Source organism: Shinella zoogloeoides (genome assembly GCF_022682305.1).
Lineage (GTDB): Bacteria > Pseudomonadota > Alphaproteobacteria > Rhizobiales > Rhizobiaceae > Shinella > Shinella zoogloeoides_B.
This window is the reverse complement of record NZ_CP093528.1, coordinates 4255754-4270066: the sequence shown is the minus strand read 5'-3', so window position 1 is coordinate 4270066 and position 14313 is coordinate 4255754. Positions and strand designations below refer to the sequence as shown.

The 14313-nt window shown below is 65.8% G+C and carries 20 protein-coding genes; all 20 read right to left on the bottom strand.

The window, feature by feature from the left end; translation table 11 throughout:
- On the bottom strand, positions 1–1992 hold the full coding sequence (locus MOE34_RS21185; RefSeq protein WP_242219572.1) for a conjugal transfer protein TraG: 1992 nt from the start codon (positions 1990–1992) through the stop codon (positions 1–3).
- A gap of 26 nt (positions 1993–2018) precedes the next feature.
- Positions 2019–3758 (bottom strand): relaxase/mobilization nuclease domain-containing protein, encoded by a 1740-nt coding sequence (locus tag MOE34_RS21180; protein ID WP_242219570.1) that lies wholly within the window; start codon positions 3756–3758, stop codon positions 2019–2021.
- Positions 3759–4001: 243 nt separating this feature from the next.
- Positions 4002–4781 carry a lytic transglycosylase domain-containing protein gene (locus MOE34_RS21175; RefSeq protein ID WP_242219568.1) on the bottom strand — a complete coding sequence of 260 codons (780 nt, stop codon included), beginning with the start codon at positions 4779–4781 and terminating at the stop codon, positions 4002–4004.
- A 3-nt stretch (positions 4782–4784) separates the two neighbouring features.
- On the bottom strand, positions 4785–5132 hold the full coding sequence (locus MOE34_RS21170) for a DUF736 domain-containing protein (RefSeq protein ID WP_242219566.1): 348 nt from the start codon (positions 5130–5132) through the stop codon (positions 4785–4787).
- Positions 5133–5201: 69 nt separating this feature from the next.
- On the bottom strand, positions 5202–5747 hold the full coding sequence (locus tag MOE34_RS21165; RefSeq protein WP_242219564.1) for a S26 family signal peptidase: 546 nt from the start codon (positions 5745–5747) through the stop codon (positions 5202–5204).
- On the bottom strand, positions 5744–6265 hold the full coding sequence (locus MOE34_RS21160; RefSeq protein ID WP_242219562.1) for a DUF2840 domain-containing protein: 522 nt from the start codon (positions 6263–6265) through the stop codon (positions 5744–5746). Before MOE34_RS21160 ends, MOE34_RS21165 begins: the two co-directional genes overlap by 4 nt.
- Positions 6262–6513, bottom strand: coding sequence for a hypothetical protein (locus tag MOE34_RS21155; protein WP_242219560.1), 252 nt, complete (start codon positions 6511–6513; stop codon positions 6262–6264). The genes MOE34_RS21160 and MOE34_RS21155 overlap by 4 nt, the downstream gene beginning before the upstream one ends.
- Positions 6510–7163 (bottom strand): ParA family partition ATPase, encoded by a 654-nt coding sequence (parA, locus tag MOE34_RS21150; RefSeq protein WP_242219558.1) that lies wholly within the window; start codon positions 7161–7163, stop codon positions 6510–6512. The genes MOE34_RS21155 and parA overlap by 4 nt, the downstream gene beginning before the upstream one ends.
- Positions 7160–8320 carry a replication initiator protein A gene (locus MOE34_RS21145; RefSeq protein ID WP_242219556.1) on the bottom strand — a complete coding sequence of 387 codons (1161 nt, stop codon included), beginning with the start codon at positions 8318–8320 and terminating at the stop codon, positions 7160–7162. The genes parA and MOE34_RS21145 overlap by 4 nt, the downstream gene beginning before the upstream one ends.
- A gap of 18 nt (positions 8321–8338) precedes the next feature.
- Positions 8339–8620: a helix-turn-helix transcriptional regulator gene (locus MOE34_RS21140; RefSeq protein ID WP_242219553.1), complete on the bottom strand. Its 282-nt coding sequence runs from the start codon at positions 8618–8620 to the stop codon at positions 8339–8341.
- Positions 8621–8756: 136 nt separating this feature from the next.
- Positions 8757–9284, bottom strand: a complete 528-nt coding sequence (locus tag MOE34_RS21135) for a DUF2285 domain-containing protein (RefSeq protein ID WP_347342744.1) — start codon at positions 9282–9284, stop codon at positions 8757–8759.
- Positions 9178–9519: a transcriptional regulator domain-containing protein gene (locus MOE34_RS21130; protein ID WP_242219549.1), complete on the bottom strand. Its 342-nt coding sequence runs from the start codon at positions 9517–9519 to the stop codon at positions 9178–9180. Before MOE34_RS21130 ends, MOE34_RS21135 begins: the two co-directional genes overlap by 107 nt.
- A 129-nt stretch (positions 9520–9648) precedes the next feature.
- Entirely contained in the window at positions 9649–9909 is a 261-nt protein-coding gene (locus MOE34_RS21125; RefSeq protein WP_047167743.1) for a DNA -binding domain-containing protein, read from the bottom strand.
- 96 nt (positions 9910–10005) lie between these two features.
- The gene (locus tag MOE34_RS21120; RefSeq protein WP_045811379.1) at positions 10006–10272 is read right to left on the bottom strand and encodes a helix-turn-helix transcriptional regulator; all 267 of its coding nucleotides are present in this window, start codon (positions 10270–10272) and stop codon (positions 10006–10008) included.
- 305 nt (positions 10273–10577) lie between these two features.
- On the bottom strand, positions 10578–10904 hold the full coding sequence (locus MOE34_RS21115; protein ID WP_041535876.1) for a DUF736 domain-containing protein: 327 nt from the start codon (positions 10902–10904) through the stop codon (positions 10578–10580).
- Between the two features lie 572 nt (positions 10905–11476).
- Positions 11477–11917, bottom strand: a complete 441-nt coding sequence (locus MOE34_RS21110) for a hypothetical protein (protein WP_061929712.1) — start codon at positions 11915–11917, stop codon at positions 11477–11479.
- Between the two features lie 134 nt (positions 11918–12051).
- Positions 12052–12219: a hypothetical protein gene (locus MOE34_RS21105; protein WP_168168942.1), complete on the bottom strand. Its 168-nt coding sequence runs from the start codon at positions 12217–12219 to the stop codon at positions 12052–12054.
- Positions 12220–12500: 281 nt separating this feature from the next.
- Positions 12501–12923 (bottom strand): type II toxin-antitoxin system VapC family toxin, encoded by a 423-nt coding sequence (locus MOE34_RS21100; RefSeq protein ID WP_242219548.1) that lies wholly within the window; start codon positions 12921–12923, stop codon positions 12501–12503.
- Positions 12920–13174 carry a FitA-like ribbon-helix-helix domain-containing protein gene (locus tag MOE34_RS21095; RefSeq protein WP_012110103.1) on the bottom strand — a complete coding sequence of 85 codons (255 nt, stop codon included), beginning with the start codon at positions 13172–13174 and terminating at the stop codon, positions 12920–12922. Before MOE34_RS21095 ends, MOE34_RS21100 begins: the two co-directional genes overlap by 4 nt.
- An 86-nt stretch (positions 13175–13260) precedes the next feature.
- Positions 13261–14187, bottom strand: a complete 927-nt coding sequence (locus MOE34_RS21090) for a DUF2493 domain-containing protein (RefSeq protein ID WP_242219546.1) — start codon at positions 14185–14187, stop codon at positions 13261–13263.
- Positions 14188–14313 lie beyond the last annotated feature (126 nt).

The window sequence follows — 14313 nt, the reverse complement described above, 5'->3', positions numbered from 1 at the left end:
CTACAACTCCATGCCGTCATTGGGATCGAGCGAGACCTGGCGGGCAACGCCGCGCATGACGCGGGTCAGCCGCTGGTTGCGCGCGGCTGCGTCCTCTGTGTCGTCAGGCAAATCGATCTCAAACTCATTGTCGATCGGCGCCTTCTTTTCGATGGGGTTCACCCGGTTGAGTTCGGGCTGATGCCGACGCTCGGACTCGGTGGAATCCTCTTCATCGTCACTGCTCGTCGTTGGCGCAGCGTTTTCGGTCATCTCCGGGCGCGCGGGGATCGGCAGCTTGCTCCAATCGTCGGGCCGACCTTCAGCAGGCCGCGCCAGTCCCGGCGGTGACATGATGCGTTCCTTGAAGCGGGCATCTTCATAGTAGCGCGCCTTCTTCGCCCGGATCGGCGGCGTCCCGGCGACCATGACGATCTCGTCGCTCGGCGGGAGCTGCATGATCTCGCCTGGTGTCAGGAGCTGTCGCGCGGTCTCCGAGCGCGACACCATTAAATGGCCGAGCCAGGGCGAGAGCCGATGCCCGGCGTAATTCTTCATCGCCTTCATCTCTGTCGCGGTTCCGAGCGCGTCGCTGACCCGCTTCGCGGTCCTTTCGTCGTTCGTCGCAAAGGAAACGCGCACATGGCAGTTGTCGAGGATCGAATTGTTCGGGCCGTAAGCCTTCTCGATCTGGTTTAGCGATTGAGCGATCAGAAAGCTTTTGAGGCCGTAGCCCGCCATGAAAGCCAGCGCGGACTCGAAGAAATCGAGGCGGCCGAGGGCGGGAAACTCGTCGAGCATGAGCAGCAGGCGATGCCGCCCGGCCTTCGCTTGCAGATCCTCGGTGAGACGGCGACCGACCTGATTGAGGATCAGGCGTATCAGCGGTTTGGTGCGGTTGATGTCGGACGGCGGCACGACAAGGTAGAGCGTGGTCGGGAGCTTGCCGCCCACCATGTCGCTGATCCGCCAGTCGCAGCGCCGCGTCACCTCGGCGACGACAGGATCGCGGTAGAGGCCGAGAAACGACATGGCGGTGGAGAGCACGCCCGAGCGTTCGTTGTCCGATTTGTTGAGTAGTTCGCGCGCGGCGCTGGCGATGACGGGGTGCGGCCCTGCCTCGCCGAGGTGGCTGGTCTTCATCATCGCGGCAAGCGTCGACTCGATCGGGCGCTTCGGATCGGACAGGAAAGCGGCGACGCCGGCCAATGTCTTGTCGTCTTCGGCGTAGAGGACATGCAGGATGGCGCCGACCAGCAGGGCATGACTGGTCTTCTCCCAATGGTTCCGCTTTTCGAGCGAGCCTTCGGGATCGACCAGGATGTCGGCGATGTTCTGAACGTCGCGGACTTCCCATTCGCCGCGGCGCACCTCGAGCAGCGGATTGTAGGCCGACGATTTGGGGTTGGTCGGGTCGAACAGCAGAACGCGGCCGTGCCGGGCGCGAAGACCGGCCGTGAGCTGCCAGTTTTCCCCTTTGATGTCGTGGACGATGGCCGAGCCCGGCCAGGTCAACAGGGACGGCACAACCAGGCCGACGCCCTTGCCCGATCGGGTCGGGGCGAAGCAAAGCACATGCTCGGGGCCGTCATGACGGAGATAGTCGCGGTCATAGCGGCCGAGCACGACACCGTCGGGACTGAGCAGGCCCGCGGCTTTCACCTCGTCCTTTCCGGCCCAGCGGGCGGAGCCGTAGGTCGCTGCGCTTTTCGCTTCGCGGGCGCGCCAGACCGACATGCCGATGGCGACGGCTATGGCGATGAAGCCGCCCGACGCCGAGATCATCCCACCCTTGGCGAAGACCTCCGGCGCGTAGGCGTCGTAGAAATACCACCACCAGAAGAACGCCGGCGGATAGTAGATCGGTAGGCCGAACAGGGAAAACCAGGGCGCGCCGAGCTGCGCCTGAAAGCCGAGGCTCCATGCGACATATTGCGTCGCCGCCCAGGTGGTGAGCAGCACGATGAGGAAGACGATGGCGATCTGGCCCCACAGGATTTTGGTCGCGGACATTGCTGCGGTCCTTTCTTCTTAGGTGATTAGAGGCCGAGCCCCCGCTTGCGGCCGAAGCTCCAGTCGATACCGCCGTCGCCTCGGGCGACCCCGGAGACGTGCTTGCCGAGCTGGCTTTCGAGGGACGGCGACCAGGGCACGAGCTGGAAGCCGAGGCCGTCATCGATCATCGCGAAGCGGCCGGATGCGAGCGTCATGCGCTGGCGATAGGTGCCGGCGACATATTCGCCATTGCCGGCCGCTTTGAACGGCTGGCCTGTCTCCTTCGCCAGCCGGTCGGCAACAGCGCCCACCTCGCGGCGGCGAAGCGTCTCGATCAGGTTGCGGCTGAAGATGACGCGGCGGCCTTGCTGCTCGGCGAGACCTTCGTGGACCAGATGCTCCGCCCGTTGTCGCATCGCGTGCCGCACCTCGGCGCCGAAGCCGCCCTCCGACATGGCGACGGGTTCGCGGGAGATGGATTGCCGGTCGAGCCAGGTCGCGCCCGAGGCGTTCACCTGATGCTGGAGATCGAGATCGGAGCGGACCGCGAGCGCGACGCGGCGTTCGCCGCGAGCATCTTCGAAGGTGCGCAGCTCGACGATCGAGCCCGGCGCGCTGTCCCCCGCCGCATCGAGATGCGGCAAGCGGATGTGGTGGGTCCGGCCATCGACGCCGTCGACCACGGCGTAGGCCGTTCCCTTCAGCTCGTCATCGAGGCCGCGCTCGACCAGACGGCCGATGACCGGCACATCGAGGCTTTCCCCTGCCAGGACGTAGTTGCCCGAGCCGCGGTCGATACCGCGTTCGGTGAGTGCGCGGTGCATGCGCTTGATGATGTCGCCGCGTTCGCCGAGCTGGCGCAGCGTCACCTCAGCCTGATCGTCGATCATCCACTGGCCAGGTCCGACTTCACTGGCGAGGCCGAGGGCTGCGAGTTTGCGCAGGCGGCCCACTTTCTCGACGGCGTAGGCGTCGGGCTGGCGGCCGACCTCCGGGGCGACATCGATGACGCCGATCTTTCCAGCGTCGCGGACAAGCTGCCGATCAAGCTGTGTCCAGCGCTCCGCCTCGATCTGGCGTTCGAGCGTGCGGCGAATATCGAGATCCGTGCGCGGGCCAAGCTCCTGTGTGATGAGGTCACGCGCGCGATCACGCATGCCCTCCTTGATGTAGTCGCGCGAGATCACGAGGTCCTGGCCGTCGTCGCGGACGCCGCGCACGATCAGATGGACGTGAGGATGCTCGGTGTTCCAGTGATCGACCGCGACCCAATCGAGCCGCGTGTCCAGATCCCTTTCCATCTGGCCGACAAGATCGCGGGTGAAGGACTTGAGGTCCGACATCTCCACGGCGTCGTCCGGTGAGACGATGAAGCGGAAATGATGGCGATCATCCTCGCATCGCCCGGCGAAGGCGCGGCCATCAGCTTCCTCCGTTCCCGGCCCGAACAGCCGGGCCTTTTCTCCGTCACGGGTCACGCCATCGCGGCGGAGATAATCGAGATGCGTGCCAAGCGGCGCGGTGCGGCCGGAGTGCCGCACGACGCGGGCCTTGATGACTGCGCCGCGCGTGCGCGCGGTGATGAGGCGGTTCGCCTGGATGCTGGCGCGCTGGCCGCGGCCGAAGCGCGAGCGATTGGCGGCAACGACGCGCCCGGAGCGCGAGACGCAGCCGCCCGCCTTCTTCGCAGCGGCCAGCGCCTGCGCGATGAAGGGCCGAGCCGACTGCGCGCGGGTTGACCGGATGCGCCCAGGCCGAACACGAAACTCGTGGTCATCGGCCATGACGCGAGGCCGCAATGTGCGAAAAATCGCGCTGATACAGGCAATTGGGCGTCAGGCGCACATTGCCGATGAGCACGGCAATGTGCGGAGCGCGCCAAAATATCCTGCAAAAACAACCGCCCGACCGCCGCGCAATGTGCGGCCTTTTATCCTGCCATCGTGCGGTTGTGATGCCTGCCTCTCCCCCTTGTGCCCTCCATGTCACGCAGGAATGCGACAGACTGCGACGGGTGCTTCCGCAGCTCATCGGGGCGCTCCACCGTCAGAGCGGGCGACAACGATAGCGGCGTTCGAGTCTTCGGCGGTATCGAGAGCGCGTGCCGCGATGGAGGAGCGGCTATCGTTCGACCGTGCGTTTTCCGATGGCGATGTTGCCGAACGAGCGTCGGCGGAACGCACGACGAAGAGCGGCGCTTCCCGCCAATCCGGCGGCGGTGGCGGCGCAACCGATGGCGCGCTCGCCGGCGATGTCGTGCCTAGCTGCGGAGCCAGCAGCGCGATGTAGGCGCGCGTTTCGGCGGGCAGGGCGCGGCCGGTCTGGACGTATTCGTCGTAGCGGCTAGGCCCCGCATTGTAGGCGCCGAGCATTGCGGGGATCGTGCGATAGCGGTCGAACATTTCGCGCAGGTAGGCAGCGCCTGCGAGGATGTTGTCGCGCGGGTCGTAGGGATCACGCCCGAGCCCATAGCGAACGCGAAGCGCGGCCCAGGTATCGGGCATGACCTGCATCAGCCCGAGCGCGCCAGCCGACGATACCGCGCGCACATCGCCGGCGCTTTCGGCGCGTTTGACGGCGACGATCCAGTGTTCGGGAATGCCGAAGCGCTGCGAGGCTTCGGTGACGAAGGCGGCGTGCGGATCGCCAGCGACCGTGCGCGCTGCCGACACAGACTGGGCAAGAGCGGCGTCCGTTGCACCTGCTGCGAGGGCCAGGCCGGAAAGGAGAAGGAAGACCATGCGCCGGACGGCGTAATGCCGCCCGCGCGCTTCCCGATGGCTTATCGCCGGACGTGGACCGGACATCGGTCAGTCCTTCCCGGCGCGGTCGCGCGGGCGCGACCAGTGCAGCGACCAGGCGTTCCCGGCGTCATCGTCGCGGAACAGATTGGCGCGGATCGGCTGCGGCAGCGCAGGGTCGTCGATCAGTACGGCAACGTATTCGCCCGCGCGCTCGCCGGTGCGTTTCCAGCCCGCGCCGATTTCGGGGCCGACTTCGGCTTTGCCATCGTCGCTGGCGTGAACGCGGTAATCCGGCGCGTTCTCGGCATCGGAGGGCTCTGCCGGCACGATGACGACATCGCGGAAGAGCGTGAACGTCTCCAGCTTGCCGGCGAAGCCCGTGTCCTGGCGCGTGAATTGACCAATCTGAGGCATGATGACTTCCCTTTGCGGCGACGTTGGGAAAGCCATCGGTGGGCGCCGCCCCCGCCGATGGCGAGGTGTTCATCGCGTCGGTGCGCGCCATTCGAAGCGGCCCGTTCCGTCCTCGTCGGTCCACAGGGGGACGGCGCGGCCGATGATCTGGTCGGTGGAGGTCAGGCCGAAATAGCGACCGTCTAGGCTGTCGCGGACCTGCCAGTTCATGAGGAAGACTTCGCCGGTCGGGATACGGCGGCAGCCCTGCCAGATCGGCAGGTCGCGCCCTGCGCGATCACGCGGCAGCGCATCGCCCATCTCGACGCCGTCGATCGTGACGGAGAGGTTCGAGCGGCAAACGGTCTGCCCGGAAACGCCGAAAATGCGCTTCAGCAGCGGGACGCCTTTGGGAAGATAGCCGCGTTCGGCCATAAAGGTCGCGAGCGGCTCGGGCGCATCGACGGCAACGAGATCGGTGACGTCGAACGGGCCATCGACGTCGATCGTGTAGAAGCCGATGGGGGCGCTCGCCGATGCGTTCCACAGGAGCTTGATCGGCATCGGGGTGAGCGCCGGATAGCTGATGCCCGCGGTCGCGAGAGCCATGACGAGGAAGAGACCGGCGCGCGTCACGACCGCGTCCTCCGGCGCAGGAGGAAGGCGCGATGCTGGTCGAGCGTATAGGGGCGCGGCTGATGTCCAGCCGCCATCCGATTGTGGACGTGACGCCAGTGTTCCGGCGAAACGGCGTCCGCCTCGATGCCGATCGCTTCGATGGCATCGACGTGGCGCAGCACGTCTTCGACCTTCGGCCATCCGTCGATCCTGAGCAGGATTTCACCGCCCGGCCGGACGAAAGGCAGCGTCTGGTAGGGCTCTCCGGGCTCGACTCCGCGCACGATGTCGATGCGCGAGATGATCGTGCCGAAGTCGTTGGCCGCCCATCGCACGAACGCGAATACGGTGTTCGGACGGAAGGAGACGACACGCCGGCGGCGGTCGAGGATCTGTTCATGCGCCTCACGGCCGAACCTGATCCAGTATTCGATCTTCTTCTCGATCCACGTCAGTTCGACGTGGGTCATGCTGTCATTGGGGAGCGCTGACGGCAGCGGGCCGCCGCGCATGCGGGGAGCCGCAGTGCCGGTCATGTGGTGTCTCCTGGTGTCGAGGGGAATTCACGCGCGAGCAGCTCGCGCAGCATGTCGGCGACGGTGACGCCGCGCCCGAAGGCGGCGATCTTGATCCGGCCGCGCAGTTCGGGCGTCACATCGATGGTGAGCCTGGCGGTGAACGCAGCGACGTCAGCGGCGCGTGGTGCGTCGTCCGCAGCCTTGATCCATTGGTCGGGATCGGCGGGGCGTGCGGCGAAGCCGCGACGGGGGGATCGTTCGTTCATTGTGCGCCCCCGTCGATCCGCAGACGCAGGAGTTCATCGGCGAAGGCCGCGATCTCGCGTGCGGCCGATGTCGCATCGGCGAGTTCGGCGACCAGGCGGCCGGTCTGCGCGGCGGCGGCGAAGGCGATACGTTGGCCGATGGTGGTGGCGAGCAACGGTGGATCGTGATCGGCCAGGGTCTCGGCGGTCTCGCGGGCCAGGACGGTGCGCGCACCGCAGCGATTGAGCACGAAGCGGGCGACCAGTTCCGGGCGATAGACGCGGGCTTCGCGGAGCAGCGCCAGCATCTCGGCCGATGCCCAGCCGTCGAGCGGCGACGGCTGCGCCGGGATCAGCACGAGGTCGGCGGCGAGCAGCGCCGAGCGCATGAGGGCTGCGACACGCGGCGGGCCGTCGATGACGACATGGTCGACATCGCGGGCCAGTTCCGGCGCTTCGCGGTGGAGCGTGTCGCGCGCCAGGCCGACGACGCCGAACCGGCGCGGCAGGCCCTCATGGCTGCGCTGCTCAGACCAGTCGAGGGCCGAGCCCTGTGGGTCCGCGTCGATCAGGGTGACGCGCTGACCGCGCCCGGCGAGTTCGCCGGCAAGGTTGAGCGCCAGCGTCGTCTTGCCGACACCGCCTTTCTGGTTGAGGAACGCGACGATCATCGCGCACCTCCAGGCCGATCGAGGAGCGGAAGCTGATCGGGGGAAGCCGGTTCGCTCTCTTTCCGGCCCGTCTGAGCTGCTGGAGCACCCTTGAGCGGTGATTTGCCGGCGGCGCGGAGGTTCGCTGCGGCGGTACGGATGAGGTTTTCCACATCGCGCGCGCGCTCTTCAAAGTTAGATTCTTGGTTAGACTCTAAGTTAAGGGCGCGAATCCGCCCACGATTTCCAGACGTTAAAGCCGGACTGGGTTCCTGATGGCACGAGCCTCGGGTTCCCGATGGCACGATAGGTCGGGTTCCCGATAGCACGAGGCCATCCACAGGTTTTCCATAGGCGGCCAGTGGCTCGAAAGCCAGCAGCGTGCGCCCGCCGATTTCCACCTCGAGCGACAGGACGTAGCCGGGCAGTGGTTGGCGCCGCACGATGTCACGCAGTTCGAAGGCGAAGCGCTTGAACGGCGACAGGCTGCCGGATTTGAGGTGGAGGTGGCGTAGGTCGAAACGCCAGCCGCCGCGCTGACGGCCGCCGTGTTTGCGCACGATGCGGTAGAGCCAGCGATCGAGGCCGCCGGTGAGATCGAAATAGGCCGGATCGATGGTGAGGATGAGCGCGTCATCGAGGACGGCCTTGTAGAACCAGTCGGGGACGATCAGCTCGATGCCATCCGGTCGTCCTTGGCGATCCGTGCGCTCCTGCCACTCGTTTATCCACGAGAAGCGGTGACGGCGGCCTTCGGCGGGCTGGCGGATCGACGTCGAGATGGTGGTCGATTGCAGCCGGTCGAGCGCGGCCTTGAGCCGCTGATAGTCGCGCATGGATGTGCCGCGCCCGACATAGGTGAGGATCTCATAGGGTGTCGCCGCCATCAGACGCGAGGTGCGCAGGCCCGCGTCGCGGGCCTCGACGATCTGGCTGGCGGCCCAGATCAGGATGTCGGCGTCCCAGATCGTGGCCATGCCATGATCGGGAACGGCCTCTACCCGGATGGAGACGCCGCCCGCCGAAAAGTTGATCGGCGCTATGCGGTGTGATTTCGAGAGGGAGAAGAAGGGATAGGCCATGAGATCCTGCGCGTCTCGTGGCGCGAAGTCGCCGGGAAGTGCGCGAAACAGGTCGAGCTGCCCACGCTCCGAAGGGTCACGACGACGCACCACCATGAAAGGGACCAGCCACGATCAGCGTGCGTGTCGGCCGGCGATCTGGCCGGTCGGTAGCGTCTGGCGCTTTGCGGGAAGCACGGAGCCGCGCGGATCGGACGTCGAGGTCACGGCGCCGCGCTCGGCCCAGGTCTCCAGATCGTCGACTGAATAGACGACGCGCCCGCCGAGTTTGTGATAGGCCGGACCAGTGCCGTAGGTGCGGTGTTTTTCGAGGGTGCGGGCGGACAGGCTGAGAAATTCAGCGGCTTCCTTGGTCCGCAGGTAGCGTGGCGGGAGCGCGGCGGTATCGGGTCGCATGGGGCGGGCCTCCGTGGGGTTGCTGGGGGCCGCTGGCGATCAGCGGCTGACAGCGACAACGGTGGCGGAGAACCTCCGGCGGGATGGATGGGGGACTTGGGATGGCTAAATTCCCCACCCCTGTCGGTGGCGCAGGCTAGGTGCGCCGACGATGCCGAAGCAGGTGCAGATAGCCGCCATCGATGAGGGCCAATCCGGCTTCGGCGAAGGCGATCACGGCATCCCGCAGCGGCGAGGTCTTCCAAGGGTCAGTATCGATGCGCGCCGCGCCATAGATTGCGATGGCGATGTCGCGATAGGTCGCGCCGTTCATGCGGCCGTCAGCAGCACGAAGTTTGAGGCGAAAGCGGCGGCGCTGCTCGGCGGTCATGCGCGTGTCGCGCAATGGCGGACGCTGGAGCCAGGCGCGCGCGAGGCGTGTCAGCGCATCAATGCGATCGAGGATGTCGTCATCGATGGGGACGACCGCCGCAAGCTGGTCGTGTGCGGATATGCCGGGTAGGAAGAGTAGCTGGAGGTCGTGCTCGGGAAGACCGGCATAGGCTCCTTCAGGGCCATCACGTCCCGCAGCGAACCTGTCGGCGAGGCTGTTTGAGCTGGACGGCAGAAAGCTCGGCCGCGCTGTCAGAAAGAGGACGGCGGGATCGCTCTGCGGCGACCACACCACCTGTTGCTGTAGGGCAGAACGACCTGGTCTTGCAGGGAAATCGCAACCCCCAGCGCTGCTGCCTGTCGTCAGGCAGCGGCTGAGTCTCGGCGCCAGCATCGACCAGTCTGGCGTAATCGTCCTGATAAGGGCGGTATCTGCGAAGGCACTCCCAGGCGAGACCCTCGATCGGAAGTGTATCGAAGAAATCGTAGCTGCGGTCGTCTCGCCAGTTCGATGTATCGGGCCTCATCGCATCAACTCTCCCGCGTGGTGCGCGTAAGTCGAGCGTGTGATTTTTCGGGGCGCGACGAGGGTGTTGGAAGCCCGGAGGAGGGCATTGCGTGATGTCGAAAGGGCATCACGCCGGTTCGCAAACCTCTCAGCGGTGAGCCGGTCGCAGGAGGTGCCGATAGCCAGTGTGTGTCATCCAGCGGGCGCGTTCGAGGTGGCTGTCATGGATGCGGCGGCAGCGTTCGGGTTCACGGGCGGGATCGAGGTCGAACAGCACCCGCACGGCTTCCTCCCAATGCGCGCCGTCAGCGGCCGCATCCAGCAAGCGCATGTATAGTTTGGCGTGCGACTTGTCGTAATCGGTGAGATCTTGCCCCGATGGCGCTAGGTCCTGGAATGGTGCGGTCATGGTGCAGACTCGGCGAATATGCGGTGCCTGTCTATTATCCATGTTTGATCCGAAATGGAGGCAGTGCGAATGATGAGGAACCTGGCTGCCCACAGGTCAGCGTAAGCCTGTAGATCGGTTCGGCTTGTTTCCGCGATCATCGACCAGCAGCACTCCTTGCCCTCGGTCGGTCGACAGGAAGACGATGCCGGCAGCTTCCAAGGCCCTGCGTGCCTGATCGCGCGTCGTCTCGTACACATCGAGCCCGCTTTCGGATTCGAGGCGCTTGAGCGCGGTCAGCGATAGGCGGGCCTTGTCAGCGAGCGTCTCCTGTGTCCAACCCAGCAACGCGCGTGCGGCCCGTGATTGTCGGGCGGTGATCATGCATGATCACCTCCCATCGCAACCGGCGCGCGCTCCAGAACTACGGCTATTTTAGTCGTATTGGCCCGTTTCTGCCAGCTCAAAGAGGTTGCCGAAGGGCCGTGTCGTGCTGGCGCGATTTGCTGATTCGGGCAATCGAGGCGTTGTCGTCAGTGAAGCGAAGGTTCTGCGGGCTGGCTTTTGCAGTAAAGCTGGAGCGCGCGCCTTCGGTGTGACCCGACTATTTGGGGCACGCATCTGCGATCGGGTGCGATTTGAGCAGGAAGGCGGCCCCGACCTCTCGGCCGGGGCCTTGTGACGCCGCCTCAGTCTGCGCGGCGGCCGTTGGGGCGGGACCAGATCAGCGAGTAACCTTCGCCGTCTTCGTCATCGAAGAGGTTGGCGTAGATCGGAGCGTTGAAGCTCGGATCGTCGAGCTTGAGGCCCAGATAGTCGCGGCCCTCGTTGGAGCGCTTGGACCAGGCGGCGCCGATCTCGGCGCGGCCGACCAGGACCCGGTGGCTGGGGGCGTTCTCGCCGCTGGCGCGCAGGTCGGGGACGATGCGCACGCCCTTGGCCTGGACGCTGAGGGTGACGATTTCGCCGCCGAATTCGTTCGAGCCGGTCTTCTTGAAGGTGCCGATGGTCGCCATTGTAAGTCTCCGTTTTCCGTTTCGAGCCCGCACCATTGCGGCCTCGATGGCGATCGACCGGACGGAGGCGAGCGACGACACATCGCTTGCGACCGCAGCAAAGCGGAGGATGGCGCAGGCGCGACTTTGTTGTTTCGCGAGGAATGACGGCGCAGCCGGCAGGGGAAGAAAGTCGGGGCCAGCCGTTGTGGCTTAGGCGCTCGAGGCAAAGCCGTCCTTCGGCCAGATCAGGCCATTGAAGGGGCCGTTTTGGCGCGGGTGCCGGACGGACCGACGGCGGAGACGGCGGCGACCTTCGCATTGGCCCGGGAAGTCCGACCGGCGATCACAGGCGTAGACCTCCCTCGAACAGGCCTGCGCTGCGCATTTCGCCATTCCGCCAGCTCTGACGAAACGCCTCGACGCTGAGGGGCTGCCGGCCACGATGTCGTTGCCGCCCCGACGCGCTCCTTCGTTCCGTGACAGGTGGGCGCAGCCGATGCTTCGCGATGCCGCTTCCCCATCGGGCGACCAGATGGCGTGGAGGGCAAAGGTATATGCCGCTGGATCCCGCCGCGATGGGCGCTGCGGGTTTAGGCGTGGGACACATGCCCGGCAGATGGGTCGGAGGCCGCCATTCCAGTGATGCGCACGAAGGCGACGATGCCGACCGCGATCGCTCCGATGACGGAGAACACGGTCTGCCATGTCTCCGATGGCATGGTGTGTTTCACGATGCCATGGGTGGCATGGAATCCGGCGACGACGGCCGGGGCGACGAAGGCTGCGGCGATGAGCAGGCGTGCCCAGGTCGGACGGACGGTGGCGAGCAGGAATTGGCCGATGCCGAAGGTCAGGCCGGCGGCGACAAAGCCGACGACAATCGCGCCGAGCCAGCCCGCGCCTGTGCCATAGGCCCATGTGCCGGCAGTCACGCCCGCGAAGAACGGAAGAGCGAACACCGCAAGCGTGAAGAGGAGCCAGCAGAGGAAGCCGATGGCGGCGATGCTGAGGAGAATGCCGATGAAGATCATGGTGGTGTCTTTCGTCAAATGTCAGACGGATGCGCCTCCACCACCACCACGGCGCACACGCGAGATTAGCAGAATTCGAGCTGCGGGGGGAGCAGAAGCGTGAAGCGCCCGCCGACTGCGCGACCCGGTTCGCCTCATGAGGCGAAGGGGTCGATTTCGCCGACGATGGCGTTTTCATCGCCATCATATTCCGACGTCGGGGTGACGGAGAGCGTGCCGTCTCCGGCGCGATAGATGACGATGGCCGCCATCAGGGTGGTAGCGAGGCTGAAGGCGAAGGCGTGAGCGGTTTGGAAGGACATCGATCTGGCTCCTGTTTGAGCGGAGGTCCATCCCCCGCTGACAGGCGCCCGAAGAGTTCGGCCGGTGGCCGCAATCACCGTGCAGGCGAAGCCGGAGCGGCGGCACGCTATGCGTAGTCCGACCCTTTACGGGTTGATGGCGTCAGGCCATCGGCTGAACCCAAGGATCAGCGTCTTGAAGCGGGGGTGGTCGTCCGATCAGGAGACCGGATTGTCTGCTTGCCGCGAGGGCTGTTGCCGCCGGCTCGGCTGGCCTCACCTGCGCTGCCGGTGGCCGGATGTCAGCGCCCGGCCTTCCAGGGATCGATGACCGTGACATTCGCGGCCTCGAATGCGCTGTTGTCGCGCGTGGCGACGGCAAAGCCCTTGGCGGCTGCGATCGCCGCGATATAGCCGTCGGGAGTAGGGAAGCCTTTCCCGGCCGTTCGGGCTTTGACGGCGAGATCCGCATAGCGGCGCGCAGCATCGACATCGAACGGGAGGACGCGGTCTGCGAACAGTTCCATCACCCCATCCAGGGCTTCGGTGAGACGCTCCTTGCGCTTGCCCTCGGGGAGCGCGCCGATGCCGAACATCAGCTCGGCGATGGTGACGCTGGAGAGAAAGAGTGTTTCCGCCGCCTGTTCGTCGAGCCATGCGCGCACGGCATCGTCGGGAGCGGGCTTCATCGCCTCCGATACGACATTGGTATCGAGGAGGATCATTCGAAGCTCATCGGCTTGGCGGGCGCCTTGTCACGCGCCTGGTCGAGGGCCTCGACATCCTCATTGGTCAAGCCAAGGCGACGGCTGCGTTCCGCGAGCGCCGTGCCGAGCCGGAGGCGCGTATCGGGGCGGACAGCCATTTCGAGGATGTCGCGCATTTCCGCTTCGGCGCTGCGGCCGTGCTGCGCCGCCCGCACCTTGAGGGCGCGATGCGTCGCGTCGGACAGATTCCTGATCGTGACTGCGGGCATGATAGCGCCTCCTGCAAGTTTGATAGCGATGATGGCATAATATAAGAATTGCTATCATTTTTCAAGGCGGCCGGTCCCGGCGGCGCTCACGCGCCGCCCGAGCCGAACCGATAGACCGGGATACCCATCTTGCGGGCCTTGTCGGCCAGGTTGTCCTGAATGCCCGTGCCGGGGAAGATCACGACCCCGATCGGCACGATGCCGAGCATCTGGTCATTGCGTTTGAACGGTGCGGCCTTGGCGTGCTTCGTCCAGTTCGGCTTGAAGGCGACCTGCGGCACCTTGCGGCTGTCGGCCCAGCGGGAAGCGATCTTTTCGGCGCCTTTCGGCGAGCCGCCATGCAGCAGCACCATGTCGGGGTGCTTGGTATGGATCTGATCGAGCTTGGCCCAGATCTGCTTGTGGTCGGCGGTGTCGCCGCCCGAGAAGGCGATCTTCGGGCCGGCGGGTACGAGTACCTCGGTATCTGCGCGCCTCCTGGCGGCGAGGAAATCCCGGCTGTCGATCAGCGACGCGGTGAGGTTGCGATGGTTGACCCGTGATCCGGTGCGTTGCGACCAGGGTGAGCCGGTGGCGATGAGGTAGCGTCCAGCGGCGGCTTCGCGGAAGGTTTCCATGCCGTCGCGGCGGTCGATCAGGTTCATGCCGATGTCGATGAGACGCTCGAGCTGGAGGGACTTCACCTCGGAGCCATCCTGTTCGCGCTGAAGCTGCCTTTGCGCCTGCTCGTTGTCGTCGAGCTTCTGTTCGATGCGGTCCACGGCGCGGTGGAACATATTGACGGTCGACCAGAGGAGATCGGGGAGATCGAAGTCGAGGCTGGTGTCGGTGATCGTGGCGACCAGGGCGTCGAAGATGTCGGCGACGGCGCCTTCGATGATGCGGTCTTCCGGTGGCGGGCGCTGGTCCAACTCGTCTTCGGAGGGGCGATAGCCGTGGAGCTGCAAGTCCTGGATCAGATGGTCGGTCGGGGATGACTCGTGGTGCGGTTCGTAGTCGTCGTGCTCGCTCATGGGATGCTCCGTCGGCAAGGACCGCGACCGTCGCGGCCTTCATGGCGACGAAGCCGTCGGGCGGGACGGACCTGCACCCGGAGCGGAGCGTAGGGCCGAAGCGCCAGCGGAGGATGGCGAAGGCCG

Bases quoted from the DNA above. Each gene is read 5' to 3' on its own strand.
- MOE34_RS21110 (WP_061929712.1), bottom strand. From the start codon at position 11,917: ATGATCTTCATCGGCATTCTCCTCAGCATCGCCGCCATCGGCTTCCTC.
- MOE34_RS21145 (WP_242219556.1), bottom strand. From the start codon at position 8,320: ATGGTGGTGCGTCGTCGTGACCCTTCGGAGCGTGGGCAGCTCGACCTG.
- MOE34_RS21160 (WP_242219562.1), bottom strand. From the start codon at position 6,265: ATGACCGGCACTGCGGCTCCCCGCATGCGCGGCGGCCCGCTGCCGTCA.
- MOE34_RS21095 (WP_012110103.1), bottom strand. From the start codon at position 13,174: ATGCCCGCAGTCACGATCAGGAATCTGTCCGACGCGACGCATCGCGCC.
- MOE34_RS21125 (WP_047167743.1), bottom strand. From the start codon at position 9,909: ATGACCGCACCATTCCAGGACCTAGCGCCATCGGGGCAAGATCTCACC.
- MOE34_RS21155 (WP_242219560.1), bottom strand. From the start codon at position 6,513: ATGAACGAACGATCCCCCCGTCGCGGCTTCGCCGCACGCCCCGCCGAT.
- parA (WP_242219558.1), bottom strand. From the start codon at position 7,163: ATGATCGTCGCGTTCCTCAACCAGAAAGGCGGTGTCGGCAAGACGACG.
- MOE34_RS21120 (WP_045811379.1), bottom strand. From the start codon at position 10,272: ATGATCACCGCCCGACAATCACGGGCCGCACGCGCGTTGCTGGGTTGG.
- MOE34_RS21170 (WP_242219566.1), bottom strand. From the start codon at position 5,132: ATGCCTCAGATTGGTCAATTCACGCGCCAGGACACGGGCTTCGCCGGC.
- MOE34_RS21115 (WP_041535876.1), bottom strand. From the start codon at position 10,904: ATGGCGACCATCGGCACCTTCAAGAAGACCGGCTCGAACGAATTCGGC.
- MOE34_RS21130 (WP_242219549.1), bottom strand. From the start codon at position 9,519: ATGAGGCCCGATACATCGAACTGGCGAGACGACCGCAGCTACGATTTC.
- MOE34_RS21090 (WP_242219546.1), bottom strand. From the start codon at position 14,187: ATGAGCGAGCACGACGACTACGAACCGCACCACGAGTCATCCCCGACC.
- MOE34_RS21175 (WP_242219568.1), bottom strand. From the start codon at position 4,781: ATGTCCGGTCCACGTCCGGCGATAAGCCATCGGGAAGCGCGCGGGCGG.
- MOE34_RS21105 (WP_168168942.1), bottom strand. From the start codon at position 12,219: ATGTCCTTCCAAACCGCTCACGCCTTCGCCTTCAGCCTCGCTACCACC.
- MOE34_RS21140 (WP_242219553.1), bottom strand. From the start codon at position 8,620: ATGCGACCCGATACCGCCGCGCTCCCGCCACGCTACCTGCGGACCAAG.
- MOE34_RS21185 (WP_242219572.1), bottom strand. From the start codon at position 1,992: ATGTCCGCGACCAAAATCCTGTGGGGCCAGATCGCCATCGTCTTCCTC.
- MOE34_RS21180 (WP_242219570.1), bottom strand. From the start codon at position 3,758: ATGGCCGATGACCACGAGTTTCGTGTTCGGCCTGGGCGCATCCGGTCA.
- MOE34_RS21100 (WP_242219548.1), bottom strand. From the start codon at position 12,923: ATGATCCTCCTCGATACCAATGTCGTATCGGAGGCGATGAAGCCCGCT.